The organism is Peteryoungia algae (genome assembly GCF_030369675.1).
Taxonomy (GTDB): Bacteria; Pseudomonadota; Alphaproteobacteria; order Rhizobiales; family Rhizobiaceae; genus Allorhizobium; species Allorhizobium algae.
The window spans coordinates 2,928,561-2,952,560 of sequence record NZ_CP128477.1; the positions used below are offsets into that span (position 1 = coordinate 2,928,561).

Annotated in this window: 25 protein-coding genes; 12 read left to right on the top strand and 13 right to left on the bottom strand. The window is 60.6% G+C overall.

All coding sequences use genetic code 11. The annotated features are described in order from the left end of the window. Positions 1-35 precede the first annotated feature (35 nt). Genes QTL56_RS13940 through QTL56_RS13955 form a run of 4 tightly spaced genes read left to right on the top strand, consistent with a single transcriptional unit; the run spans position 36 to position 4,159 of the window. Positions 36-1,307, top strand: a complete 1,272-nt coding sequence (locus QTL56_RS13940; protein ID WP_245137378.1) for a mitofilin family membrane protein — start codon at positions 36-38, stop codon at positions 1,305-1,307. A 3-nt stretch (positions 1,308-1,310) separates the two neighbouring features. After that, positions 1,311-2,945: a heme biosynthesis protein HemY gene (locus QTL56_RS13945; protein ID WP_245137377.1), complete on the top strand. Its 1,635-nt coding sequence runs from the start codon at positions 1,311-1,313 to the stop codon at positions 2,943-2,945. Positions 2,946-2,955: 10 nt separating this feature from the next. Beyond that, on the top strand, positions 2,956-3,435 hold the full coding sequence (locus QTL56_RS13950) for a tellurite resistance TerB family protein (protein ID WP_229575120.1): 480 nt from the start codon (positions 2,956-2,958) through the stop codon (positions 3,433-3,435). Further along, positions 3,425-4,159 carry a glutamine amidotransferase gene (locus tag QTL56_RS13955; protein ID WP_245137376.1) on the top strand — a complete coding sequence of 245 codons (735 nt, stop codon included), beginning with the start codon at positions 3,425-3,427 and terminating at the stop codon, positions 4,157-4,159. Before QTL56_RS13950 ends, QTL56_RS13955 begins: the two co-directional genes overlap by 11 nt. Here the strand turns inward: QTL56_RS13955 and QTL56_RS13960 are convergent. Then, positions 4,144-5,391 (bottom strand): MFS transporter, encoded by a 1,248-nt coding sequence (locus QTL56_RS13960; RefSeq protein ID WP_245137375.1) that lies wholly within the window; start codon positions 5,389-5,391, stop codon positions 4,144-4,146. The genes QTL56_RS13955 and QTL56_RS13960 overlap by 16 nt on opposite strands. Positions 5,392-5,515: 124 nt before the next feature. On the opposite strand from QTL56_RS13960, the gene QTL56_RS13965 reads away from it, so the two are divergent. After that, positions 5,516-5,806 carry a YggT family protein gene (locus QTL56_RS13965; protein WP_245137374.1) on the top strand — a complete coding sequence of 97 codons (291 nt, stop codon included), beginning with the start codon at positions 5,516-5,518 and terminating at the stop codon, positions 5,804-5,806. Continuing rightward, positions 5,803-6,117 (top strand): DUF167 domain-containing protein, encoded by a 315-nt coding sequence (locus QTL56_RS13970; protein ID WP_245137373.1) that lies wholly within the window; start codon positions 5,803-5,805, stop codon positions 6,115-6,117. Before QTL56_RS13965 ends, QTL56_RS13970 begins: the two co-directional genes overlap by 4 nt. 2 nt (positions 6,118-6,119) lie before the next feature. Here the strand turns inward: QTL56_RS13970 and ppa are convergent, their stop codons facing one another. The 4 genes from ppa to QTL56_RS13990 form a co-directional block, all read right to left on the bottom strand. Next, positions 6,120-6,656: an inorganic diphosphatase gene (ppa, locus tag QTL56_RS13975; protein WP_229575124.1), complete on the bottom strand. Its 537-nt coding sequence runs from the start codon at positions 6,654-6,656 to the stop codon at positions 6,120-6,122. A gap of 206 nt (positions 6,657-6,862) precedes the next feature. Next, positions 6,863-7,369 (bottom strand): GNAT family N-acetyltransferase, encoded by a 507-nt coding sequence (locus QTL56_RS13980; RefSeq protein ID WP_229575125.1) that lies wholly within the window; start codon positions 7,367-7,369, stop codon positions 6,863-6,865. Between the two features lie 186 nt (positions 7,370-7,555). Further along, positions 7,556-9,376 (bottom strand): translational GTPase TypA, encoded by a 1,821-nt coding sequence (gene typA / locus QTL56_RS13985; RefSeq protein WP_229575126.1) that lies wholly within the window; start codon positions 9,374-9,376, stop codon positions 7,556-7,558. A 157-nt stretch (positions 9,377-9,533) separates the two neighbouring features. Then, positions 9,534-11,597, bottom strand: a complete 2,064-nt coding sequence (locus tag QTL56_RS13990) for a M3 family metallopeptidase (RefSeq protein WP_245137372.1) — start codon at positions 11,595-11,597, stop codon at positions 9,534-9,536. A gap of 188 nt (positions 11,598-11,785) precedes the next feature. Here QTL56_RS13990 and QTL56_RS13995 point away from each other — a divergent pair, with 188 nt between their 5' ends. Next, a complete protein-coding gene (locus QTL56_RS13995; RefSeq protein WP_245137371.1) occupies positions 11,786-12,220 on the top strand; it encodes a hypothetical protein in 435 nt (144 codons plus the stop codon). A 120-nt stretch (positions 12,221-12,340) separates the two neighbouring features. Beyond that, the gene (locus tag QTL56_RS14000) at positions 12,341-13,531 is read left to right on the top strand and encodes a multidrug effflux MFS transporter (RefSeq protein ID WP_245137370.1); all 1,191 of its coding nucleotides are present in this window, start codon (positions 12,341-12,343) and stop codon (positions 13,529-13,531) included. 52 nt (positions 13,532-13,583) lie between these two features. Here the strand turns inward: QTL56_RS14000 and QTL56_RS14005 are convergent, their stop codons facing one another. Beyond that, positions 13,584-14,807, bottom strand: a complete 1,224-nt coding sequence (locus tag QTL56_RS14005; protein ID WP_229575130.1) for an argininosuccinate synthase — start codon at positions 14,805-14,807, stop codon at positions 13,584-13,586. A gap of 240 nt (positions 14,808-15,047) precedes the next feature. Here QTL56_RS14005 and QTL56_RS14010 point away from each other — a divergent pair, with 240 nt between their 5' ends. Together QTL56_RS14010 and QTL56_RS14015 are read left to right on the top strand one after the other, a co-directional pair. After that, positions 15,048-15,911 carry an SDR family NAD(P)-dependent oxidoreductase gene (locus QTL56_RS14010; RefSeq protein WP_245137369.1) on the top strand — a complete coding sequence of 288 codons (864 nt, stop codon included), beginning with the start codon at positions 15,048-15,050 and terminating at the stop codon, positions 15,909-15,911. Between the two features lie 74 nt (positions 15,912-15,985). Beyond that, the gene (locus QTL56_RS14015) at positions 15,986-16,627 is read left to right on the top strand and encodes a LysE family translocator (protein ID WP_229575132.1); all 642 of its coding nucleotides are present in this window, start codon (positions 15,986-15,988) and stop codon (positions 16,625-16,627) included. Positions 16,628-16,663: 36 nt separating this feature from the next. Here QTL56_RS14015 and rlmN read toward each other — a convergent pair whose 3' ends face one another. From rlmN to QTL56_RS14035, 4 genes are all read right to left on the bottom strand, one after another. Then, the gene (rlmN, locus tag QTL56_RS14020) at positions 16,664-17,902 is read right to left on the bottom strand and encodes a dual-specificity RNA methyltransferase RlmN (RefSeq protein ID WP_229575133.1); all 1,239 of its coding nucleotides are present in this window, start codon (positions 17,900-17,902) and stop codon (positions 16,664-16,666) included. Positions 17,903-18,140: 238 nt separating this feature from the next. Continuing rightward, positions 18,141-18,644, bottom strand: coding sequence for an invasion associated locus B family protein (locus tag QTL56_RS14025; protein WP_229575375.1), 504 nt, complete (start codon positions 18,642-18,644; stop codon positions 18,141-18,143). 263 nt (positions 18,645-18,907) lie between these two features. Beyond that, the gene (locus tag QTL56_RS14030; protein ID WP_229575134.1) at positions 18,908-19,288 is read right to left on the bottom strand and encodes a YkvA family protein; all 381 of its coding nucleotides are present in this window, start codon (positions 19,286-19,288) and stop codon (positions 18,908-18,910) included. A gap of 76 nt (positions 19,289-19,364) precedes the next feature. Further along, positions 19,365-19,667, bottom strand: a complete 303-nt coding sequence (locus QTL56_RS14035; protein WP_245137368.1) for a 4a-hydroxytetrahydrobiopterin dehydratase — start codon at positions 19,665-19,667, stop codon at positions 19,365-19,367. 37 nt (positions 19,668-19,704) lie between these two features. On the opposite strand from QTL56_RS14035, the gene QTL56_RS14040 reads away from it, so the two are divergent. After that, positions 19,705-20,163 (top strand): low molecular weight protein-tyrosine-phosphatase, encoded by a 459-nt coding sequence (locus QTL56_RS14040; RefSeq protein ID WP_245137367.1) that lies wholly within the window; start codon positions 19,705-19,707, stop codon positions 20,161-20,163. Here the strand turns inward: QTL56_RS14040 and thpR are convergent. Further along, positions 20,112-20,705: an RNA 2',3'-cyclic phosphodiesterase gene (gene thpR / locus QTL56_RS14045; RefSeq protein ID WP_245137366.1), complete on the bottom strand. Its 594-nt coding sequence runs from the start codon at positions 20,703-20,705 to the stop codon at positions 20,112-20,114. The genes QTL56_RS14040 and thpR overlap by 52 nt on opposite strands. A gap of 248 nt (positions 20,706-20,953) precedes the next feature. Then, positions 20,954-21,835 (bottom strand): AraC family transcriptional regulator, encoded by an 882-nt coding sequence (locus tag QTL56_RS14050; RefSeq protein ID WP_245137365.1) that lies wholly within the window; start codon positions 21,833-21,835, stop codon positions 20,954-20,956. A 28-nt stretch (positions 21,836-21,863) separates the two neighbouring features. Here QTL56_RS14050 and QTL56_RS14055 point away from each other — a divergent pair, with 28 nt between their 5' ends. Next, positions 21,864-22,961 (top strand): SDR family oxidoreductase, encoded by a 1,098-nt coding sequence (locus tag QTL56_RS14055; RefSeq protein WP_245137364.1) that lies wholly within the window; start codon positions 21,864-21,866, stop codon positions 22,959-22,961. Positions 22,962-23,288: 327 nt separating this feature from the next. Here the strand turns inward: QTL56_RS14055 and QTL56_RS14060 are convergent, their stop codons facing one another. After that, positions 23,289-23,936 (bottom strand): arylesterase, encoded by a 648-nt coding sequence (locus tag QTL56_RS14060; protein WP_245137363.1) that lies wholly within the window; start codon positions 23,934-23,936, stop codon positions 23,289-23,291. Positions 23,937-24,000: the final 64 nt, after the last annotated feature.

The window sequence follows — 24,000 nt, forward strand, 5'->3', positions numbered from 1 at the left end:
AGGTTTAACCGTACGCGCGAAATGAAGAGGTTGCCATGGTTTCCGGAAAAACACCCCGTCGATCGAAAGCCCCCGATGAATCGGTGACGATCGACTTGACCGCCAAGGAAACCGCAAAGCCGGAGGATGCCGGGGCAACAGAAACGCCGCTGCCGGAAACCTCGGCGTCGCCGTCTGCGACAGACGGATCGGTGGCAAGCGCCAACGTGGCCAACGAACCTCCGGTCGACACCACCGCGGAACCGTCGGCGCCGCCGGAAGATGCGCCGGACGCGTCGGCGCCTGCCGATGAGCCGCCACCGATTCTCGAAAATGCAATGGAGACGGAAACGACCGCTGGCCACGGCCCCGTGCGTCAGTCCCCGGCCACCTCGACGCTGGTTGCATCCGGAATTTTCGGCGGCCTTGTCGCCCTCGCGCTGGCCGGCAGCATGCAGTATGCCGGCATCCTGCCGGGTGTAGGACCGGACCAGAACATCCAGACCGCCACCGTCGAACCGGCAGAAATCGAGGCCTTGAAGGCTGAGGTCGCCCGCCTTGCGGCACAGCCGGCCACACCGGCAGCGGATCCGGCTCTGGCAGAACGCCTCTCCGCACTGGAAGCAAGCATGGCGGATGCCAGTACGGCGCCTGCAGCCGATCCGAGCGCTGTCGAAGCCCTGAAGACGCAACTCGTGGCCGCCGAGCAGGCGATCGAATCCCTGCGAAGCGAAATCGCCAGCAACAAGCAGGCAATGGACGAGAGCGCCACCCGCCTCTCCGAGGCTGAACGCAAGCTGGAAGAACCACGCAGCGATATCGAAATGGCGCGCGCCATCGCGCTGGCCGGCCTGAAGACGGCCATTGATCGCGGCGGTCCTTTCCTGTCGGAGCTGGATGCCCTGAAGAGTGTTTCGCCTGAGGACCCCTCCGTTGCCTCGCTGACGCCACTGGCCAGCACCGGGGTTCCTTCACGCTCTGATCTCACCCGGGAGTTCGGCCAGGTCGCAGAGGACATCCTCGCTGCCATCAACCAGCCGGCTGCGGGCGAAGGGTGGACGGACCGACTGATGGCCAGTGCCCGCTCTCTGGTCAAGGTGCGCCCTGTCGGCAATGTCGAGGGTGACTCGCCTGAAGCAATCGTCGCACGCGTCGAGAACAAGCTGCAGAACGGCGACCTCAAGGGCGCGGCGCTGGAATGGGAACTGCTGCCCGGCGCCGGCAAGCAGGCCTCCTCCGATTTCGTGACGAAACTGAAGAACAGGATCGAGGCCGAAGAGCGCGTTTCGGCTGCCCTTTCCCAGACCGTGGCCGGAAATGGGGGCTGACGCATGACGACCATCTTCAAAATACTCTTCTTCTTTGCTTTCATACTCGCACTCGGTTTTGGCTTCTCCTGGATCGCCGATCGTCCGGGTGACATCTGGCTCGAATGGGAAGGTCAGCGGTATCAGACGGACCTGATCGTCGCCGTTACCGCTCTGGTGGCGATTGTCGCCGCCGTCATGCTGTCGTGGTGGCTGCTTCGGACGCTCTGGACCTCACCGCATTCCGTGCGCCGCTTCTTCCGCTCGCGCAAGCGAGACCGCGGCTATCAGGCGCTTTCGACGGGGCTCATCGCAGCTGGTGCCGGCAACGCCCTCCTTGCGCGCCGAATGAGCGCCCGTGCGCGTGGCCTGATCCGCGCAGACCAGGAACCGTTGATCCGTGTCCTGGACGCCCAGGCAGCCCTGATCGAAGGTCGCTACGACGAGGCCCGCCGCCTCTTCCAGGAAATGTCCGAGGATCCGGAAACCCGCGAACTCGGCCTACGCGGCCTCTATGTGGAGGCAAATCGTCTCGGCGCCCACGAAGCCGCGCGTCAATATGCGGAAACCGCCGCAGAAGCTGCGCCCTATCTTCCCTGGGCCGCCAAGGCAACGCTGGAATATCGCTGCCGCGCCGGACACTGGGACGATGCGGTTCGCCTGCTCGACCAGCAGAAGATTGCCCATATCCTGGAGCGTCACGAGGCCGAGCGCCTGAAGGCCGTACTTCTGACCGCCAAGGCCGAGGACCAGCTCGAGGCTGAACCGACCGCCGCCCGCGATAGCGCCTTGAAGGCATTGAAGCTTGCCAAGGATCTGGTGCCGGCAGCGATCGTCGCCGCCAAGGCCTATGTTCGCGAGGACAATGTACGCAAGGCATCCAGCACGCTTGAACAGGTCTGGAAGATCGAGCCACATCCGGAAATCGCCCGCGCCTATGTCCGGGCGCGCATGGGCGACAGCGCAGTCGACCGCCTGAAAAAGGCTGAAAAACTGGAGGCGCTGAAGCCCAATAATTACGAATCCCTGCTTGCCGTGGCAGAAGCGGCGCTCGACGCACAGGAGTTCGAGAAGGCTCGCCTCAAGGCCGAGGCCGCAGCCCGCATCGATTCGCGCGAACGCGTCTATCTGCTGCTTGCAGACATAGAAGAGGCAGAGACAGGTGATCAGGGCCGCATCCGCCACTGGATGGGTCAGGCACTGAAAGCACCGCGCGATCCAGCCTGGGTGGCCGATGGCCATGTCTCGGAGCGCTGGATGCCGATATCCCCGGTCACGGGGCGTCTCGATGCCTTCGAATGGAAGACACCGTTCGACCAACTGGCCGGGCCGATCGAGGAAGGCAGTCTTTCCGAAGCGGAAAAGGCGTTGGCCTCACTGCCCCCGGTGACCAAAACCGAAGCGCCACCACAGCCGGAACCGGTGGTCGAGACCGCAGAGCCCAAGGTCGTCGAAACCGAAGGCCTCGTCATCGAGGCCGATGCTCCGGCAAAGGCGGCCAAATCGGAAGCAGCTAAGCCCGTATCGGCAAAGGAAAGCGGGCCGGTCACGGAGGCCGTCGTTGTCGAGCCCTTCTTCGGCCGTCCGCCCGACGATCCCGGCGTCAAGGACCCGGCACTCACATCGTCGGAACCCAAGACGCGCCTGAAACTCTTCTGACAGGACCCGCATGCTCGACCGCTTGCAAGCCTTTTTCCAATCCGTAATGCAGGACCGCCCCAAGGCGATCTTCGCGCCTGACGACCCCCGCATCGCCGTTGCAGCCTTGTGCCTCCAGGTCATGGAGGCCGATGGCATCGTGCGCGATTCGGAACGGGCGAAACTCCGCGAAATCCTCAAGGACCAGTACGAACTGGACGGTGAAGCGCTTGACGCACTGATCGCTGCAGGCCAGGACGCAGAGAACCAGGCTGTCGACTACTACCGTTTCACCACGGAATTGAAGCGGCAGCTGGACGAGGAACAGCGCCATCAGCTTGTCGGGCTCCTCTGGGACATCGTCTATGCCGATGGCACCCGCAGCGAAATGGAAGACCACGCGATCTGGCGGGTTGCCGACCTGCTCGGGGTCTCGGGTCGCGAACGGATCGTTCAGCGGCAGGAGGCAGCTGATCGCGCAGGCATCGGAGCAATCGACGATGCCTCCTGACGAACGATCGCGCGCCCGCGATCGCAAGCAACCCGTGCTGATCGTCCTGCATCAGGAACGCTCCAGTCCTGGGCGCGTCGGACAAATGCTGGAAGAGAAGGGTTATCCGCTCGACATTCGACGACCGGTACTCGGCCAGCAATTGCCAAAGACACTGAAGGACCATGCCGGTGCTGTGGTCTTCGGCGGCCCGATGAGCGCGAACGACCCGGAAGACTTTATTCGCACGGAGATCGACTGGCTTGAGGTGCCGCTGAAGGAAAACAAGCCGTTTCTCGGCATTTGCCTCGGGGCACAAATGCTCGTCCGTCACCTGGGCGGCAAGGTCGAAGCCGACCGGCAAGAGCGCACCGAGATCGGCTGGTATCCACTCAAGCCGACCGAACACGGCCGATTGCTGATGCACTGGCCAAAAATGGTCTATCACTTCCACCGCGAAGGCTTCAGCCTGCCGCATGGCGCCAAGCTTCTGGCGACCAGCGACCTCTATCCCAACCAGGCGTTCCGATATGGCGAGAATGCTTGGGCCGTGCAGTTCCACGCCGAACTCACCCGCGCCATGATGCACAGATGGATCGTGCATGGCGCCCATCGTTTCGTGCTGCCGAATGCACAGCAGGGGCGCGAGCATCTCGAGGGGCGCATGATTTTCGACGCACCGCTGCGGGCCTGGCTTTCGGACTTTCTCGACCTGACTTTCAATCGCGGTCAGCGCGCATCCTGACGCTCCGGCGCTTCGAGATTGTCGATCTTGCGCAATTGCGGGAAGCCGAGCGCCCAGATGACAGCAACGGCCAGCGTGCCGAAGCCACCCAGGACGACCGCCGGGACCGGCCCAATGAAATGCGCCATGGTGCCGGCGCGGAACTCTCCGAGTTCGTTGGAAGCGCCGACAAAGACCATGTTGACGGCATTGACCCGGCCACGCACCTCATCCGGCGTCCACAGCGCGATCAGTGTCTCGCGCACATAGACGGACGCCATGTCGGCCGCCCCCATCAACATCAACGCGATGATGGAGAGCCAGGCGGTTTGCGAAAATCCGAAAAGAATGGTCCCGACGCCGAAGAGGGCGACGCCGATGAACATGAACATCCCGGCATTGTGGCGGATCGGGAAGCTTGCCAGTGCAATCGCGACAATGATTGCGCCGATTCCGGGAGCAGCCCGCAACAGGCCGAGGCCCCAGGGGCCGAGATCGAGAATGTCACGCGCAAAGACCGGCATCAGCGCCACGGCACCACCGAGAAGTACGGCAAAGAGATCGAGTGAGATTGCTCCCAGCACCACTTTCTCGCCGAAGATAAACCGGAAGCCGGCAAACAGAGTGTCGAGACTGACCGCCTTTTCGGACTTGCGCTGCGGGGGACGCTTGACGAGGAAGACGAGCACGGCGGACGCCGCGAAGAAGGCAAAAGAGATGGAATAGGCGAGCACGGGGCTGACGCCATATAGCAGACCGCCGGCCACCGGTCCGACGATCGAGGCCGTCTGCCAGGAGGACGAATTCCAGGCGACGGCGTTTGACAGATCCTTCTGTGGCACCAGATTGGGCGCGAGGGACTGGACCGCAGGCGCGGCAAAGGCGCGTTCTATCCCGAAGATCACGAGAATGGCAAAGACGATCGTCGGCTCGAAGGCATCGGCAACCGTCAGCCCCAGGAGCGCCCCTGCACAGAGGGAACTGACGATCATGCAGATCGAGACGATGGCACGACGATTGTAGCGGTCTGCAACCGAGCCGGTCACCAGGATCAGCAAGAGCGAGGGCAGAAATTGCACGAGGCCGATCAGCCCGAGATAAAAGACATTGCCCGTATCGTCATACATCTGCCAGCCGACCGAGACGCTCAGGATCTGGGTCGCGAAGGCGCCGAGGAAGCGGGCGAAGAAGAAACGTGTGTAGGAAGAATGCCGGAACGCCGCAAAACGATCGTCGGCCGAGGACGGGTGCATCGAAAAGACCTTAAGCTGCGGGCAGGCCCGCCGTTAAACATGATTCGGATTGCGTGGGCCCCATCCACTTGTCCGTTAAGTCGCCAATGTCTACATCTCTGTCAACCGAGAAATGGAGACCTGAATGTACGCCCTGTTTCAGACGATCGACCTTGCCCTGAGTATTTTCACCTGGATTCTGATCGGCAGTGCGATCTTCTCCTGGCTCTATGCCTTCAACGTGATCAATTCCAGCAACCGCTTCGTGGCGATGCTCGGCCAGTTCTTCCACAATGTCACCGAACCGGTCCTGCGTCCGATCCGACGTTTCATGCCGGATCTCGGCGGCATCGACATTTCGCCGATTGTGGTTCTTCTGATCATCTTCTTCCTGCGTTCCTTCCTCTGGAACAGCGTATTTCCGCTGGTGGCGTGATCAGCCCCTGCCGTCTTGGCAATGATCATCTGCTGCTCGCTGTTCGGCTGACACCGAATGGCGGGCGCAATGCGTTCGACGGGGTGGATGTTTCGGCCGACGGTCTGGCACATCTGAAAGCACGTGTGTCCGCGGTGCCGGAAAAGGGCAAGGCCAACAAGGCACTGATTGCCCTGCTCTCGAAATCCTTGAAGATACCGAAGTCGTTGATTTCAGTCGTCTCCGGCGATACCGCCAGACAAAAAATCCTCCGGATCGATGGCGACCCGGAGGATTTGAAATCGAAGATAGACGCGCTCGCAGCGATCTGAGCTTACTTGTCTTCGTCCTTGGCACGCTGGATCGAGTCCAGAATGATCTGCTTGGCGAAATCGACATCCTGCCAGTCGCCGATCTTCACCCACTTGCCAGGCTCCAGATCCTTGTAGTGCTCGAAGAAATGCTGGATCTGCTTGAGTGTGATTTCCGGCAGGTCCGTGTAGTTGGTGATCTTGTCGTAGCGACGCGTCAGCTTCGGGACCGGAACGGCGAGAATCTTCTCGTCCATGCCGCCATCATCTTCCATCATCATCACGCCGATCGGGCGCACATTGATGACGCAACCCGGAACGAGCGGGCGGGTGTTGCAGATCAGGACATCGAGCGGATCGCCGTCCTTGCAAAGCGTATGCGGCACGAAGCCGTAATTTCCCGGATAGGTCATCGGGGTATAGAGGAAGCGGTCGACGACGAGCGTGCCGGCGTCCTTGTCCATCTCATACTTGATCGGCTGGCCGCCGACGGGAACTTCGACGATGACGTTGATGTCTTCCGGCGGGTTCTTGCCGATGGCAATTGCATCAATACGCATATTTTTGGACCCCGTAGAGTGTTGAATTCCTGCGCTACCTAATGGGAAATATGGCGCAATGCAACACGGCTTTGGGAGAAGCCTCTCCGTCCTCGCAGCGGCACAGGAGCAGCCGAGGTATCAGCCGCGTGCCAACAGGAAGGACCAGCCGGCGCCGCCAGGAGCGACTAGCGGCCGTCGAAACGCGTTCGACTATTCGATGGCAATCAGTTCCAGATGAAGCCGAGCTTCTTCAGGTGTACGTCGTCGAAATCTTCGACACCTTCGACGGCATCGACGCCGCCGTTCGAGCGGAAGAAGTTTGCAGCGATCTCGCTGTCCTCGAGGCACCAGACCACCATGCCGTTGCAGCCGAGAGATTTCAGCATGCGCCGCGCCTCGTGGAACAATTGGTATCCTAGGCCGATGCCCTGATACTCCGGGCGCAGGTAGAGCTCGTAGATCTCGCCTTCATGCGGCAAGACGCGAGCCCTGTTGTATCCGAGAGAGGCGTAGCCGGCGACCATCCCGGCCACCTCGACCACGAGAATTGTGGCCGGGCCACGGGTCGCCTTGCGCCACCAGCTTTCGCCGCGTCGCTCGATCATCCGGGTCAGGGCGCGGTAGGGAATGATGCCGGAATAAGCGTGTGTCCAGGCACTGCGATGAGCATCCGCAACGGCTGCTGCATCCCCCGGACCTGCCAAACGCATGTCGATCGACAACGTCTTCATAACGTAACCCACCCCTGGCGCGCCTGACTGGCGAGGCGCGGAGCCTGGACCTGCATCGGTCCCACGGGGAAAATTTAACGCTTTTTTAACCTTCCTCGCAAGGCAGGAGGAGAGCGATGCACAAACAAAACCCCGGCCTTGCAGACCGGGGTTTCAAAACGCGACATATTTTCAAAGACTTCAGTCTCAGATGGCAGCCTTGGCCTTATCCATGCGCTTGCGGTCGTTCGCATCGAGGAACATCTTGCGCAGGCGGATCGACTTCGGCGTCACTTCCATCAGCTCGTCATCCTGGATCCAGGACAGGGCGCGGTCGAGCGTCATGCGGATCGGCGGAGTGAGCTTGACGGCCTCGTCCTTGCCGGCAGAGCGGATGTTGGTCAGCTGCTTGCCCTTGAGCACGTTGACTTCGAGGTCGTTGTCACGCGTGTGAATGCCGATGATCATGCCGGCATAGACCTTCTCGCCCGGCTCGATGATCATCGGGCCGCGGTCTTCCAGGTTGAACATCGCATAAGCGACGGCTTCCCCGGACTGGTTGGAGAGAAGCACGCCGTTCACGCGACCGGTGATCGCGCCCTTGTAAGGCTGGTAGTCGTGGAACAGGCGGTTCATGATCGCCGTACCGCGCGTATCGGTCAGCAGTTCCGACTGGTAGCCGATCAGGCCACGTGTCGGCGCGTAGAAGCGCAGACGGACGCGGCTGCCGCCGGACGGACGAAGCTCGACCATCTCGGCCTTGCGCTCGGACATCTTCTGCACGACGACGCCGGAATGCTCTTCGTCGACGTCGATCACGACTTCTTCGATCGGCTCCATGGTGGTGCCGTCCTCGTCCTTGTGCATCACGACGCGCGGACGCGAAACCGCAAGCTCGAAGCCTTCGCGACGCATGGTTTCGATCAGGACGGCGAGCTGCAATTCGCCACGACCGGAAACGAAGAAGGAGTCCTTGCCGTCAGATTCTTCGATCTTCAGCGCGACATTGCCTTCGGCTTCCTTGAACAGGCGGTCGCGGATAACGCGGCTCGTGACCTTGTCGCCTTCGGTACCGGCGAGCGGGCTGTCGTTGACGAGGAAGGACATGGTGACCGTTGGCGGGTCGATCGGCTGGGCCGTCATGGCTTCGGTGACCGAAGGATCGCAGAAAGTGTCGGCAACGGTACCCTTGGAGAGGCCGGCGATGGCGACGATATCACCTGCATGCGCTTCTTCGATCGGCTGACGCTCGATGCCGCGGAACGCGAGGATCTTCGAGATGCGGCCGGTTTCCACGGTCCTGCCGTCCTGGCCGAGAACCTTGACGGCCTGGTTCGGCTTGATCGAACCAGATGCGATGCGGCCGGTGATGATGCGGCCGAGGAAGGGGTTGGCTTCGAGAAGCGTCCCGATCATGCGGAACGGGCCTTCTTCGACGTTTGGCTCCGGAACGTGCTCGAGCACGAGATCGAGCAGCGGGGCGAGACCCTGATCCTTCGGACCTTCCGGGTTGACGTTCATCCAGCCGTCGCGGCCAGAGCCATAGAGGATCGGGAAGTCGAGCTGATCGTCGGTCGCGTCGAGATTGGCGAAGAGATCGAAGACTTCGTTGATGACTTCCTCGTGGCGACCATCCGGACGGTCGATCTTGTTGATCGCGACGATCGGGCGAAGACCGACCTTCAGTGCCTTGCCGACGACGAACTTGGTCTGCGGCATCGGACCTTCGGACGAGTCGACCAGAACGATCGCGCCATCCACCATCGACAGGATACGCTCGACTTCACCACCGAAGTCGGCGTGGCCGGGCGTGTCGACGATATTGATGCGGTGACCCTTCCACTCGATCGAAGTGGCCTTCGCCAGAATGGTGATGCCACGTTCCTTTTCGAGATCGTTGGAGTCCATCATGCGCTCAGCGGTGCGCTGGTTCTCACGGAAAGAGCCCGACTGCTTCAGAAGCTCGTCCACAAGGGTCGTTTTTCCATGGTCGACGTGCGCGATAATCGCGATGTTGCGCATTTTCATGTTTGTGATCTCTGATAGCTGGGGCGCAATACGGGAGAGAGGCGCCGATTTACTTTGGCGCGCTCATAGCTTGTTTTTTGCATTTGCGAAAGGGGGAAACGCCCGATCCGCCGGCGATGGTTACCGCCGACGTCGAATTTGGCCGGTCTTGGGAGGCTTAGGCCGCAAGCCCTTTCTTCTTCAGCATGGCTTCGGGGCTCGGCATCTTGCCGCGGAATGCCTTGTAGGCATCCTCCGGATCAACAGATCCACCGGACGCGTAGATATGCGTCTTGAGCTTGAGGGCCGTCGCCGCATCGAAGGGATTACCCGCTTCCTCGAAGGCCGCGAAGGCATCGGCGTCGAGCACCTCCGACCACATGTAGGAATAATAGCCGGCCGAGTAGCCGTCGCCGGAGAAGACATGCTGGAAATGGGGCGTTGCATGGCGCATGACGATTGACGACGGTATGCCGATTGCCTCCAGCACCTCGGCCTGTACGGCCATCGGATCCTCGACGGCGCCCTGCGTATGGAAGGCCATGTCGACCAGGGCGGACGAGGTGAACTCGACCGTGTTGAATCCGGCATTGAAGGTGCGGGCTGCCAGCACCTTGTCGAGCAGGGCCTGCGGCATCGGCTCGCCGGTCTGGTAGTGGACCGCATAAGTCTTCAGGATTTCCGGCACTGTCAGCCAATGCTCGTAGAGCTGCGACGGCAGTTCGACGAAGTCGCGTGAGACGCCCGTGCCGGAAACGGAGGGATAGGTGACATTCGACAGCATGCCATGCGCCGCGTGGCCGAATTCGTGGAAGAGCGTCCGCGCGTCGTCGAGAGACAGAAGCGCCGGACGGCCAGGTTCGGGCTTCGCAAAATTGCAGACGTTATAGATGATCGGCAATTCGCCATGCCGGCCGTTTTTCAACGTCAGTCGATGCTGCGCCTGGAAGCTGCTCATCCAGGCGCCGGATCGCTTGGATGCACGGGCGAAATAATCTCCGAGGAAGAGCGCGACAACTGTATCGTTCCGGTCCCGGATCTCGAAGACGCGCACATCCGGATGATAGCCGACGACATTTGCAAGGGGCACCGCGCGGATGCCAAAGATGCGGCCCGCGACATCGAAACAGGCCTCGATGATCTTCTCAAGCTGCAGATAGCGCTTCAGCTCAGCCTCCGAGAAGCTGAATTTCCGCGCCCGCAGCTTTTCGGCATAGTGACGCCAGTCCCAGGGCGCGACCGCCTGGTTCTTGCCCTCTTCGGCAATCAGCGCTGCAAGTTCGGCTTCCTCGGCGCGAGCCTGCGATACGGCCTTCTCCCAGACCTGCATCAGCAAGCCGTTTACGGCCTCAGGCGTTTTGGCCATGGTGTTGTCGAGCTTGTAGGAAGCGAAATCCTTGTACCCGAGCAGTTTTGCCTTTTCGGCCCTGAGCGCCAGCGTCTCCTTGACGATCGTCCGATTGTCGGTTTCGCCGCCGTTCATGCCGCGTGAGGTCCAGGCTTTGAACGCCGTCTCCCGCAGGTTGCGACGCTCAGAAAACGTCAGGAACGGCTCGATGATCGAACGGGAGAGCGTAACCACATGGCCGTGCGCGCCGCCATGTGCGGCTGCGGCCGAAGCCATGGCATCCCGCAGAAAGGCAGGGATGCCGGTGAGATCGTCTTCACCGGACAGCGGCAGGATCCAGGAGGATTCGTCGGCGAGCACGTTCTGGCCGAAACTGGCGCCAAGGCTCGCCAGGCGCTCGTTGATCGCGGCCAGACGCTCCTGCTCCGCCTTCGGCAACTTGGCGCCCGCCTTGACGAAACCCTTCCAGTGGCGCTCCAGAACCCGGCTCTCTTCGAGCGTGAGTTCGAGATCGGCGCAGCGGGTCCAGAGGTCATCAATCCGCGCGAAGAGCGCCGCGTTCATCCCGATCTTCGAATAATGGCGCGACATCTTCGGCGCGATTTCGCGTTCCAGAGCCTGGATGCCCGGATTGGTGTGAGCACCGGCGCGGTTCCAGAACAGGGCTGACACGCGCGACATCGCGTCACCTGCGAGCTCCAACGCCACGATGGTGTTCGCGAAAGTCGCAGGCTCCGGATTGCCGGCAATCGCATCGATCTCGGCGTCGTGTTCCTTCAAGGCCGCCTCGAAGGCCGGCGCATAATCGGCGTCACCGACCTGATCGAATTGCGGCAGGCCATGCGGCCCCTTCCAGTCGATGACAGCGGGATTGAATACGGACGACTCAGTCATTCACAAACCTCCTTCGGCGCCGCATGGGAGCGCGGCGCACTGATTTGCCGCATGCTATCCCGGCCGAATGAGGACGCGCACGCAAAAATCAGTGAAAAAGAACAGATTTTTCCGGCAGCGTATTCCTGCAACATTGACGTATATTCGAATAGGCCCGTAAATCGGTGGATCCTATGAAAGGACGGTCCATGGCCATGGAAATCTTTCCGATCCAGCCGGTCGGCGTCTCCTCGCTCCGCGTCAAAGAAAGCAACTCCCAGACCGACGTCCGCCTCTCCGACCTCGAGCCGAAGAGGGCCCTCAGCCGCGATACGGACATCTTCGAAGAGGCTCTGTCGGTCTTTGCCAGCATTACACCGCGGCGGATGCGTGAGATCGCAGGCGAGAGCTTTCAGCGCGACGAGATCGACGAAAACACCTATCGCGAACTGTCCACCGAGCTGCCCTTGCAAATGGTCGACCGCAACGGAAACGTCACGGATCTGTCGACGCTTACCGACGACACGCAATTCGACTACGCCGAATACTACAGGACCCAGCAATCGCTCGCCGAAATGATCGGCGACATGGATGTGGCGGACTCCTATTCGAAGGTGCTGGACTTCTTTGCCCGCAACACCTGATGGTTATGGACGTCGCTACGTCTCGTAACACGGGACTCGATCCGAACACCTATTCGCTCTAAGTGCACAGGGGCGGTGGCCGATTTGGTGCGCCAGCCGCAATACATTGAGCGAGTTTTCATGACCCAAATGCGCATGAGCGAGCGCCGCACCGCATTTCTGGGTGCCTTCCTGACGACGCTCGGCCCCATTTCCATGGCGATCTACACGCCGGCAATGCCCGAGCTGGTTCGCGCCTTCCAGACCACAGACGCAGCGATCAAGCTCAGTCTCTCGATGTTCTTCGCAGGCTTTGCCCTCGCTCAGCTGGTCGCCGGGCCGCTTGCCGATGCGCTGGGACGCAAGAAGGCAACGCTGATCTTTCTTGCGATCTATCTCGCCGGCTCCCTTCTTGCCTTTCTCGCACCGAGCGTCGAATTCATCCTCGCCGCCCGCCTCGTGCAGGGCATCGGCGCATCGGTCGGCGTTGTCGTCGGACGTGCCATCGTTCGTGATCTCTACACGGGCGCCGATGCCGCACGCATCCTCAACACGATCGGCATCTTCCTCGCGGTCGGCCCGGCCATGGGGCCAACTCTCGGTGGCCTGACCCTTGCGGCCTTTGGCTGGAACGCCGTGTTCCTGCTAATGGTCGCCTTTGGTCTGATGGCCATGGCCTTCACACTGTTTCTGCTCCGGGAAACGATTGTTCCGGATCTGGGTCGCCTGCGACCCGGCCAGTTGTGGCGCAACTATATAGAAGTCGCCGGCAATGCCCGCTTCATTGCGGCGTCCCTCGTGCTCAGCGGCACCATCGGCGCCCTCTACGCCCAGTCGACCATGCTGCCCTTCGTGCTGATCGGCGAGGTCGGCCTGACACCCACACAGTTCGGCTTGGGCATGCTGATGCAGTCAGGCGCCTATTTGACGGGATCGCTCACACTGAAACTCGTCTCTCGCCGGATCACGGGGCTCACGGCGTCGAGAATCGGCATCGCACTCTGCGGCACCGGCGCCCTCGTCATGGCAGTGTCGGTCGCGCTCGTGCCGCCCTTCTTCCTCTCGATCATGGGGCCTGTGGCGATATGCACCTTCGGGCTCGCCTTCTTGAGCCCCCATGTTGTGACGATGAGCATGGCGCCGTTCCCCCACATTGCGGGATCGGCGTCTGCCCTGACGGGTTTCCTTCAGATGAGCGCGGGTTTTGCAGGCGGGGTCGCTGCAGCCTTGGTCGGCAATCCACTCACTGCCTTCGGCATCATCATCCCCTTCATGGAACTGAGCGCGGTCGCAGGCTTCCTGTGGCTCCGACTTCTTGAACGCCGGGCATGAAAAAGCCCGCCTTCCAGGAGGAAGGCGGGCGATCTTGAATGACGATGCGGACTTAATTGCCGAGATTGCGCTTGGCGAGCGTGCGCAGGCGCAGTGCGTTCAGCTTGATGAAACCGGCGGCATCCTTCTGGTCGTAGGCGCCCTGGTCATCTTCGAAGGTGACGAGCTGGTCGGAATAGAGCGACTTCGATGACTCGCGGCCGATCACCATGACATTGCCCTTGTAGAGCTTCAGCGTCACTTCGCCTTCGACATGCTCCTGGCTCTTGTCGATCAATGCCTGCAGCATCTCGCGCTCCGGCGAGAACCAGAAGCCGTAATAGATCAGCTCGGCGTAGCGCGGCATGATCTCGTCCTTGAGGTGGGCTGCACCGCGGTCGAGGGTAATGCTTTCGATGGCGCGGTGTGCCGAAAGCAGGATCGTACCGCCGGGGGTCTCATAGACGCCGCGCGACTTCATGCCGACGAAGCGGTTCTCGACGAGGTCGAGACGGCCAATGCCGTTGTCGCGTCCATAGGTGTTGAGTTCGGCGAGCAGCGTAGCCGGGCTCATGCGAACGCCGTTGATCGAGACAGCATCGCCCTTTTCGAAGCCAACCTTGATGATGGTGGCCTTGTCCGGGGCAGCTTCCGGCGAGATCGTGCGCATATGCACGTATTCCGGGGCCTCGACGGAGGGATCTTCGAGAACCTTGCCCTCGGACGAGGAGTGCAGCAGGTTGGCGTCGACCGAGAACGGCGCTTCGCCCTTCTTGTCCTTGGCGACGGGGATCTGGTTCTGCTCGGCGAAGGCCAAGAGATCGGTGCGGCTCTTGAAGGCCCAGTCGCGCCACGGGGCGATGATCTTGATATCGGGGTTCAGTGCATAGGCCGAGAGTTCGAAACGGACCTGGTCATTGCCCTTGCCGGTCGCGCCATGGGCGATGGCATCGGCACCGGTCTTCTTGGCAATGTCGATCAGATGCTTGGAAATGAGCGGGCGGGCAATCGAGGTGCCGAGCAGGTAGACACCTTCATAGACGGCATTGGCGCGGAACATCGGGAAGACGAAGTCGCGGACGAATTCTTCGCGCACGTCCTCGATAAAAATCTCCTTGATGCCCAGCATCTCGGCCTTCTTGCGCGCCGGCTCGAGCTCTTCGCCCTGGCCCAGGTCGGCGGTGAAGGTCACGACCTCAGCACCGAGTTCGGTCTGGAGCCATTTCAGGATGATGGAGGTGTCGAGACCGCCGGAATAGGCGAGGACGACTTTCTTCACGTCTTTGGGGAGTGCCATATCGATGCGTTCCGTCTGGAGGATGCGAGGCTCAAACCCCGCCTGGATCAAGAATGGCGGCACTTTTAGCGAGATTCCGCTGGTGTGCAAGGGCATCGACCGGCCGAGGTGGCGGTCAAGATCGGTTGGGTCCGATAGCGGCGCACGCCGGAAACCGATTTGCCGCCATGTTGACGAAGCCGGATCCGGGTACCATATCGCCCTCACTTCCAAAGCCATTGACCTAGAGAGAATTTGCCCATGACGATCCAGCATCCCGCTCTTGCAAAGGGCCATGTCGCCGTCATCACTGGCGCCGCCTCCGGCATCGGCCTTGCCGCGGCCAAAGCCTTCGCGGCCATGGGTCTCTGCGTCGTCCTGGTCGACCTTGAGGGAGACCGGCTGGCCGCAGCCGCAGGCGAAGTCATGGCCATCGCCCCTGGCGGAGAGGCCGATGTCGTCGCGATCGGCACGGACGTGTCGAAGCTGGGTGAACTCGAAGCGCTGGAGCGCGCCGTCATCCAGCGCTTCGGACCCGTCCATGTCCTGATGAACAATGCTGGCATTCAACCGGGCAGCGCACTTTTCGGTCCCCAGGCAAACTGGGAGAATGTGCTCGGCGTCAACCTGATGGGCGTCGTCAACGGCACGCGCACCTTCGGTCCCGGCATGGTCGCGCACAAGGATGCGGCCTTGATCATCAACACAGGCTCGAAGCAAGGCATCACCACCCCGCCCGGTGATCCCGCCTACAATGTGTCCAAGGCTGGCGTTAAGGCTTTCACCGAGGCGCTGCAGCACGATTTGCGCAACACGGCGGAGTGCAATGTCACTGCCCACTTGCTCATCCCCGGCTTCGTCTTCACGTCTCTCACCGCCAACGGCAAGACGGAGAAGCCGGCCGGCGCGTGGACGCCGGAGGAAACGGTCGATTTCATGCTGGAAAGCCTGGTCAGGGGCGACTTCTACATCCTCTGCCCGGACAACGACGTGCCCCGCGCGCTCGACGAGAAGCGCATCGCCTGGGCCGCCGGCGACATTATCGAGAATCGTCCCCCGCTCTCGCGCTGGCATCCGGAATACGCCAACGCCTTCAAGACGTATCTATCGGTCCCAAAAGGCTGATTGGCAACGCCAGTGAAGGCCGCTAAGGATGAAGCACCCGCAAGTCGCGGGTGCCTTGTCATGCGGTGTTTTTCATGGATTTCGTCCCCAGCCTTCCAGTATTTCTTGCCTTCAGCCTGGCGCTTCTGCTGCTTGCCATCACCCCTGGGCCGGACATGACACTCTGGATCAGCCGCTCCCTGCGCGATGGCCGCGTTATCGGCCTGATGACGCTGGCGGGTACGAGTTTCGGGATTTCAATCCACACCATGCTGGTTGCCTTTGGCATTTCAGCGCTGATCGTTGCCTCCCCGACAGCTTTTCTGCTGCTGAAGACCGGCGGTGCCGCCTATCTCTTGTGGCTTGCTCTCCAGGCCATCAGACATGGATCGAATTTTGTCATCAAGGCGGATGGCGCTGCGGTCGTCTCGAAGAAGGGAGCCTTCCTGAACGGGCTCTGGGTCAATCTCCTGAACCCCAAGGTCATCATCTTCTTCATGACCTTCCTGCCGCAGTTCGTGACCGCGACCGATCCCAACGTCACCGGCAAGCTGATCTTCCTGGGCCTCTGGTCGATCATTTTGTCGCTGCCGATTGGCCTTGGCATCGTTTATGGGGCGGACTTCATGTCGACCTGGCTGCAGGCGAACCGCAGGGTCCTGCGCGGCATCGACTACACCTTTGCCGGCGTCTTTTCCGTTTTTGCGCTGAAGATCTTCATGACCCAGGCCAAGTGACGGCAGGGATAACCGGACGAAAGCGCCCGGTTGGTCCTATTCGTCGTCTTCGCCATGATTGGCGATCATCATCGCCTCGAACGCCAGACGCTCGGTCTTGCGCATGCGTTCCGATTCCGACTTGAGCTGGCCACAGGCGGCGAGGATGTCGCGGCCGCGCGGGGTGCGGATCGGCGAGGCATAACCGGCCTGATTGATGAAGTCGGCAAACTTCTCGATCTGCGCCCAGTCGGAACACTGATAATTGGTGCCCGGCCACGGGTTGAACGGAATGAGATTGATCTTCGCCGGCACGCCCTTCAGCAGCTGGATCAGACCCTTGGCGTCCTCAAGACTGTCATTGACGTCCTTCAGCATCACATATTCGAAGGTAATGCGACGCGCATTCGAGAGGCCCGGGTAATTGCGACAGGCCTCGATCAGTTCCTTCAGCGGATACTTCTTGTTGATCGGCACCAGCATATCGCGCAGCTCGTCGCGCACGGCATGCAGCGAGATTGCCAGCATCACGCCGATCTCCTCGCCGGTCCGGTAGATTTCCGGCACCACACCCGACGTCGACAGCGTGACGCGCCGCTTGGACAGCGACAGACCATCGCCGTCCGTCGCGATCAGCAGAGCCTTCTTCACTTCCTCGAAGTTGTAGAGCGGCTCGCCCATGCCCATCATGACGACATTGGTGATCTTGCGATCGCTCGACGGCATCATGGTGCCGACAGGGATTTCCCGATCGGGGAAATCGCCGAGACGGTCGCGTGCGAGCAGGAGCTGGGCCAGAATTTCTTCGGCTGTCAGGTTGCGCACGAGCTTCTGTGTGCCGGTATGGCAGAAGGAGCAGGTGAGCGTGCAGCCGACCTGGCTTGAAATGCACAGCGTGCCGCGGCCTTCTTCGGGGATGTAGACGCTTTCGACCTCGACCGGCCGGCCCGCCCCGCGCGGCGGGAAGCGCAGCAGCCACTTGCGGGTACCGTCATTGGAGACCTGCTCTTCGACGATCTCGGGACGGGCGATGGTGAAATGCGTCTTGAGCATTCCCCGCATGTCTTTGGAGACATTCACCATATGGTCGAAGTCGGAGACGCCCCGCACGTAGAGCCAGTTCCAGATCTGCGCCACGCGCATCTTGATCTGCTTCTCCGGCACGCCCTTGTCGCGCAGAGCCTCGCCCAGCTCCTCTCGGTCGAGGCCGATCAGGCTGGGTTTTTCCGCAAAAGCGCTGGAGCGAACCGGGGCCGTCGTCTGGCCACGCTCGGGAAGCGTCACTGTAGCAGTCATCGTCAGGACCTCTGGACCATCGGGAGAAGCAAGCTCGGATCGAGCGCGTCTCGGCTGGCAGGTATGAATTCATGGATCATGGCGGACAGGGTCGCTCGAACCCCATGCCCTATTTTTCAGCGGCAATAGCAGCTTTTTTGCTTTCCGTCACCCCGACTGCCTGCGATGCGGCTATGCGAAAATGAAAGGGGCCGGTAGATGCTACCGGCCCCTCACACAAAGATTTGCCGATCCGGACTTACTTGCAGTTCTGGATTTTCTGCAGGGCAGCCGAAATACCGGACAGCGAATAGGTGTAGCTCGTGGCGGTGCCACGTGCCGAAGTCGCCTTGACCGTCATCGACGAACCACCCTTCATGGCAGCGACGAGCGCAGGCTCTTCAGCTGCGTTCTCGACCCAGGCCGAGCTGTCCTTGACGAACAAGACGAAGCTCTTGCTGTCGATCGTCACATTGACCTTGGAGTCGCCCTTCATCGGGTAACCCATCATCGCCTGCGGTTCATACGAGATGTTCTGACCGGGACGCTGCGACACGACAAAGAAGATGTCGCCGTGATTGACGCTGGCCGGTTCCTTTGCCGTCGGAACTGACAGCACGTAGCAAACGGTGCCGCCATTCGACTTGTAGGAATAGGCGCCCCAGGCCTTGAACTGCTCGATCCGCGTGGGCGATTGCGCGTTGGCGAGCCCGCTGCTCGCCAGGAGGATTGCCAGTGCGGTTACGCTACTTCTTACGAACATGTCTTCCTGCCGGTTGTTTCCATCCATCACCCGACCATCCGGCCGGGCGCTCATCGTCAAAACCTGTGTTCAGTTTGACTTAATTTACCTTACCAAACGATGAACGGTGCGCGCCTTGTTGTCATAATCGGCGTCAACATTCTGCCTGGCGCCCCGAAAGCCGCGAAAAACGCTTTCCGGGCATCGATCTCACGCACGATGTAGATGGAAAGAAAAAGGCAAGAATTGGGCTGCCCTGAACTCCGGGGCCGCCCCGAGACCATTCAGGTGGGAAGCGCGTCGTCAGCCAGCACCCTGTCGGCCTCGTCGTAGTGGCGATCCTTGATATGCCTGTTTATCAAGGCGATCGCCGTCGTCAGCACTGCAATATCATCAGTGAAACCGACAACCGCGAGAATATCCGGCACAACATCGATTGGCAGGACGAAATACCCCAGGGCCGCCAGCAGGATGCCCCTGACACGAAAAGGTGTTTCGCGGTCCGTCGCGCAATAATAGGCAGCAACCAGATCCCGAGAAAAAGGGATTTGCCGGGCGGCTTTCTTGAAGGTCGGCCAGAAACGGCTTCGCACCTTCTCTTCCTGCCTTTCCTGCGTCTTCTCGTCGCCCGGAAGCAGGATCTCACCGATCTTCACATCATCCATAGCCCATCGATCCTTTCGTTCGGACCCGATCAATCATATGTGAAGCGAGCGAACCGAATTCAATCGCCGCACATCGTTATCCGTTTCGAGCCGCAGCCAGATCCATGAGAACGGCAAGCTTGAAATCCAGTTCCGTCACGCCGCCGGCAGAATGGGTCGTCAGCATCACGTCAACCTTCTTGTAGACATTGAACCATTCCGGATGATGGTCCAACTTCTCCGCTGCAAGCGCGCATTCGGTCATGAAGCCAAAGGCCTGGCGAAAATCGCGAAAGACATAGTGCTTTTCGATGGCAGCACCGTCTCTGCCCGCCGTCCAGCCGTGCATCTCTCCGAGACGAGCCGCAATGGACGTCGCATCCAGTTTTTCGTATTTCATCTGCCGTCACTCCTCGTTTGCCTTCCAGGATCAATCCATGCCGGCACCTTCAATTCTCTTCGTCTGCCTTGGCAATATCTGCCGCTCACCGCTAGCGGAAGGAATCTATCGTCACCTGACGGAGGCTGCCAGCGAAAAGCCTGTGATCGCCTCGGCCGGAATTGGTGGCTGGCATGTCGGCAACCCGCCCGATCGGCGATCGATCAAGGTGGCAGCCGCGAAAGGCATCGATCTCGCGCACCAACGCGCACGGCAGGTCCGCCGCGACGATTTCGTCGATTTCGATCTGGTGGTTGCGATGGACAACAGCAATCTGGCGAGACTGGAGACCATGATGCCGGCCGAGGCAACGGCTCGCCTGCACCTTTTCGCCGATCTCGCATTCGGCACAAGGCAGGATGTGCCTGACCCTTATTACGGTGACCTGGAAGACTTTGAGGCCGTTTACAGCATGCTCTTTTCGGGCTGCAGCGCCGTCGTTGCGAAATTCGAATAGCCCATCGTCTCTCGGAGCGGGAAGGCCTCTTCGGTCAGATAGGGGCCGCCGCCAACCGAATCCCGGGAAGAGAGCAGGACGAAGCGTCCGACCCGGAACGGGGCGGTCTGGAAATCCCCGCGGCCTCCAAGGTAATGCACGACGTCCTCCACCCGCGAAGCCTTGAGCCTGGCCAGTGTCACATGGGGGGTAAACTTGCGTGGGTCGGGAGCAAGGCCGATACGCTGACAGATCCGTTCGATCTCGCCCTGAAGCGCGTAGAGTTCCGGCGCGCCTGAAACGCCTGCCCAGATCGAATGAGGCTTCTTCGAACCGAAGGAGCCGATGCCGTTCAGAGCCAGGGAAAATTCGGGGCGATCGATCCGGTCGAGCCTGTCGACGACCTCGTCCGCCGTCCTGCCATCCACGTCGCCGATGAAGCGCAATGTAATGTGGTAATTCTCCACATCGATCCAGCGCGCTCCGGGGAGGCCACCGCGAAGCAATGAGAGACTCATGGCGGCGTTGCGCGGAATTTCGAGGGCAGTGAACAATCTCGGCATGGAGCGCTCCCCGAATCTTTTGCAGGTGATGACAGCGAATCACGCAATGACATCAGGCGCAAGGGCATCGTAAAAATTATCGCCCATCGGTCAAAACGTGGGATCTGGCGGGCTGACGGCTTTGATCTCGACGACTTCGTGCGAAACAGCCGCAATGCCAGGGCAGCAGCGGTTGCTGCGCAAACTCTTGAAAGCTCAAGGCCGTTCCCCGCCAGGGACGCTCTGGTACCGGTGTCAAAGCGTCCGGTTTACAGCGCCTGCTGGGCCTCTCCCCATTGCCTCGGCGACTGGCCATACAGGCGTTTGAACTCCCGGCTGAATTGCGACGGGCTCACATATCCGACATCCATGGCCGCTTCGCTCACGGTCATGCCGCCTGCGATCTTCATCGCAGCATTGTTGAGGCGCATCGATTTTACGAATTGGATCGGCGCCATCGTCGTGACCTGCTTGAACTTGCGATGAAACACGGCCCGGCTCATGCCGGCGCGGCTTGCCATGTCATCGATCGAGATCGTTGCATCCAGATTTGACGACACGTGTGCGATGGAACGTGCGATGGCATTTCCGGTACCAAAGGCTTGTCGTGCAAAGAGGCCCGCATCGCCCTTGAGGATTGCATAATACACCTCCAGCAAGCGCGCCTTGCCAAGAACTGCAATATCCGTCCGACTTCCCACGAGTTGCAGCAAACGCAGCAGCGCATCGGTAAAGCCATCATCCCATCCGGCGAGCTTGATCCCTTGAGCGCGCAACGCCCCTTTGGTCATGGGCAGGACGCCGCTGGCATTCTCCATTTCCATCGCCAATCCGGTCATGATGGCCGGGTCCAGCGCGATCATGACGCCGTAGAGAGGCGCTTCAGGCGATGCTGCGGGTGTGCCGGCTTTGACGGGCATCGACATCGGGCAGCACAGATATTCGCTGTCGTCGTAAACATACCTTTGCCCGTCGAAAACGGCTTCCTTCGCCCCGCTGACGATGGCCACGGCGCAGGGGTCATAGACCACCGGAACGCACGGAATGGCTTCCGTGGCCCGAAACAGGCGCACGCCGGGAATTCCAGCCTCCGTCAGCCCGTCCCGGTCAGTTCGACTGATGATGAGGTTTTTGATCTGGGTCTTGCACATGGGAGCATGTCTAGCGACCAGAACCCGCTTGGCAACCACCTTGATACAATTAGGCAAGAAATCGCGATTCATTCGCCTGTTTCAAAGCACCCATGAGAGTTATCTGCAATCTCAAGACAGGACGAGACCCATACCTCGCGCGGCGTTGGCCGGCGACCAAAGGAGCAAGACGATGCCAGACACAACATTCGGACCCAAGGGCTGGACCCCGGACCGCATTGGCAGCCTCGAGGGCAAGACCTACCTCATCACTGGGGCGAACGCGGGTGCTGGATTCCAGGCGGCCCGGACGCTTCTGAAGAAGAGCGCCAAAGTTGTGATGCTGAACCGCTCGACCGAAAAATCACAGGCTGCAGTCGCGGAACTGAAGAACGAATTCGGCAGGGACGCCGATGTGAGCTTCGTCCGCATGGACCTCGCTTCGCTTGCCAGCGTGCGAGAAGCCGCAGCCGAAATTCTAAAGACCGTTCCCCGGATCGACGCGCTCATCTGCAACGCCGCCATCGCCCAGGTACCGAAGCGCAAGCTGACCGAGGATGGGTTCGAAAGCCAGCTTGGCACCAACCATTACGGCCACTTCCTGCTCAGCGGTCTGCTCTTCGAGCGGATCGAGGCGTCACACGGCAGGATCGTCGTCGTGGCCAGCCTTGGCTACAACTTGGGGCTCAAGACGATCAGATTTGACGACATGAACTGGACAGAAGGTTATGGCCCGAACACCGCCTACTCGCAAAGCAAGCTGGCTCAGATGATGTTTGCTTACGAATTGCAAGACAGGCTGCAGGTGGCAGGCAAAACCAACGTGAAGGTCTACGTCTGCCATCCCGGCTCTTCGGCAACATCGCTCATCACCACCAGCGGCAGCCGGACGATGCGGTTCATCTGGTGGCTCATGACCAAAACGCCGATGGTTCAGACCGCTGAGCAAGGATCCTATCCCGAGGTGATGTGTGCGACCGAAGAGGCTTTGACCGCGCAACGTGCGCTCTATGGTCCCACGGGCCGCATGGAAGCCATCGGCCCGGTCGGCAAGGGCACATTGAACCCCCACGCTCACGACAAGCCCGTGATGACGGAGCTGTGGGACGTGTCCGAAGATGCGACGGGCTTCACCTGGAAATTCTGAGGAAGAGATCTGCAACGCGTCTGCCAGTGTTCCGCCAGCCAGGCGGACATTGGCGGGCAGCGCAGTTTCAGTCACCTCAAGGGCTTGAACCAGGCACCGTGGCGGCCAGAATTCCGCCACCCAGCCCGAGCAGGTGCGGCGAGCGGGCAAGCGTGATGTGGTCCCCGTGCTGCCGAAATTTCATTCCGCCAATGAGGTCGCAAGCGAACAGCGGGCAGCAGCCATATGGGCACGGCGCCAGATAGCATGCCTTTGCGTCGCATGAACCACTGCCTCACGCCCGATGTCGCGTCCATGGCGGTCAGTCAACGGCGCCGGCGCAAGCCTTTAATTCGACTGCCCCCTGATACCCGCCACCCATGTTCCGGCGAGAGGCAACATGCGCTCTGCCATCAGCTTCAGCCCCTCGGTATTGGGATGCATGCCGTCGTCGAGCAAAAGGCTACGTTCGGTGATCACTCCGTCGAGCACGAAGGGATAAAGCGGCAGATCGTATCTTTCGGCGAGACGCGGATAGATCGCATTGAACGTCCGAGCGTAATCGTCACCCATGTTGGGCGGAGCCAGCATCCCGACAAAGAAGATCGGAATATTGCGTTCTTTCAATCGTATGATGATCTGTTCGAGGTTCTTCTCCGTTTGCTCCGGTGCAATCCCGCGCAGGGCGTCATTCGCACCGAGCTCGAGAATCACGCCATCTGTCCCATCGGGAACCGACCAGTCGACACGGGACAGACCACCGGATGTCGTGTCGCCGGAGACGCCGGCATTGGTGATCACCACCTCATGCCCCTGGGCAGCCAGCTGCCTTTGAAGCTGGGCTGGCAAGGCGTCCTCCTGAGGCAGCTGATAGCCTGCCATCAGGCTGTCGCCAAACCCGACGAGTTGCAGAGGCTCGGCCGCTGCAAACCTGGGACCGGCGAGCGCGGCGATCAGGATCACGGCGAAATGAAGGAGCGCTGCTTTAAATGTCATGGTGCCTTCCCTAGATTGGCAGTTGTTCCGCAGTGCAGCGGAGCATTGTCTCGTCAGATATAGG

Excerpts from the sequence above, each read along its gene's own strand:
- QTL56_RS13940 (WP_245137378.1), top strand. The coding sequence starts at position 36 with ATGGTTTCCGGAAAAACACCCCGTCGATCGAAAGCCCCCGATGAATCG.
- QTL56_RS13945 (WP_245137377.1), top strand. The coding sequence starts at position 1,311 with ATGACGACCATCTTCAAAATACTCTTCTTCTTTGCTTTCATACTCGCA.
- QTL56_RS13950 (WP_229575120.1), top strand. The coding sequence starts at position 2,956 with ATGCTCGACCGCTTGCAAGCCTTTTTCCAATCCGTAATGCAGGACCGC.
- QTL56_RS13955 (WP_245137376.1), top strand. The coding sequence starts at position 3,425 with ATGCCTCCTGACGAACGATCGCGCGCCCGCGATCGCAAGCAACCCGTG.
- QTL56_RS13960 (WP_245137375.1), bottom strand. The coding sequence starts at position 5,391 with ATGCACCCGTCCTCGGCCGACGATCGTTTTGCGGCGTTCCGGCATTCT.
- QTL56_RS13965 (WP_245137374.1), top strand. The coding sequence starts at position 5,516 with ATGTACGCCCTGTTTCAGACGATCGACCTTGCCCTGAGTATTTTCACC.
- ppa (WP_229575124.1), bottom strand. The coding sequence starts at position 6,656 with ATGCGTATTGATGCAATTGCCATCGGCAAGAACCCGCCGGAAGACATC.
- QTL56_RS13980 (WP_229575125.1), bottom strand. The coding sequence starts at position 7,369 with ATGAAGACGTTGTCGATCGACATGCGTTTGGCAGGTCCGGGGGATGCA.
- typA (WP_229575126.1), bottom strand. The coding sequence starts at position 9,376 with ATGAAAATGCGCAACATCGCGATTATCGCGCACGTCGACCATGGAAAA.
- QTL56_RS13990 (WP_245137372.1), bottom strand. The coding sequence starts at position 11,597 with ATGACTGAGTCGTCCGTATTCAATCCCGCTGTCATCGACTGGAAGGGG.
- QTL56_RS13995 (WP_245137371.1), top strand. The coding sequence starts at position 11,786 with ATGGCCATGGAAATCTTTCCGATCCAGCCGGTCGGCGTCTCCTCGCTC.
- QTL56_RS14000 (WP_245137370.1), top strand. The coding sequence starts at position 12,341 with ATGACCCAAATGCGCATGAGCGAGCGCCGCACCGCATTTCTGGGTGCC.
- QTL56_RS14005 (WP_229575130.1), bottom strand. The coding sequence starts at position 14,807 with ATGGCACTCCCCAAAGACGTGAAGAAAGTCGTCCTCGCCTATTCCGGC.
- QTL56_RS14010 (WP_245137369.1), top strand. The coding sequence starts at position 15,048 with ATGACGATCCAGCATCCCGCTCTTGCAAAGGGCCATGTCGCCGTCATC.
- QTL56_RS14015 (WP_229575132.1), top strand. The coding sequence starts at position 15,986 with ATGGATTTCGTCCCCAGCCTTCCAGTATTTCTTGCCTTCAGCCTGGCG.
- rlmN (WP_229575133.1), bottom strand. The coding sequence starts at position 17,902 with ATGACTGCTACAGTGACGCTTCCCGAGCGTGGCCAGACGACGGCCCCG.
- QTL56_RS14025 (WP_229575375.1), bottom strand. The coding sequence starts at position 18,644 with ATGTTCGTAAGAAGTAGCGTAACCGCACTGGCAATCCTCCTGGCGAGC.
- QTL56_RS14030 (WP_229575134.1), bottom strand. The coding sequence starts at position 19,288 with ATGGATGATGTGAAGATCGGTGAGATCCTGCTTCCGGGCGACGAGAAG.
- QTL56_RS14035 (WP_245137368.1), bottom strand. The coding sequence starts at position 19,667 with ATGAAATACGAAAAACTGGATGCGACGTCCATTGCGGCTCGTCTCGGA.
- QTL56_RS14040 (WP_245137367.1), top strand. The coding sequence starts at position 19,705 with ATGCCGGCACCTTCAATTCTCTTCGTCTGCCTTGGCAATATCTGCCGC.
- thpR (WP_245137366.1), bottom strand. The coding sequence starts at position 20,705 with ATGCCGAGATTGTTCACTGCCCTCGAAATTCCGCGCAACGCCGCCATG.
- QTL56_RS14050 (WP_245137365.1), bottom strand. The coding sequence starts at position 21,835 with ATGTGCAAGACCCAGATCAAAAACCTCATCATCAGTCGAACTGACCGG.
- QTL56_RS14060 (WP_245137363.1), bottom strand. The coding sequence starts at position 23,936 with ATGACATTTAAAGCAGCGCTCCTTCATTTCGCCGTGATCCTGATCGCC.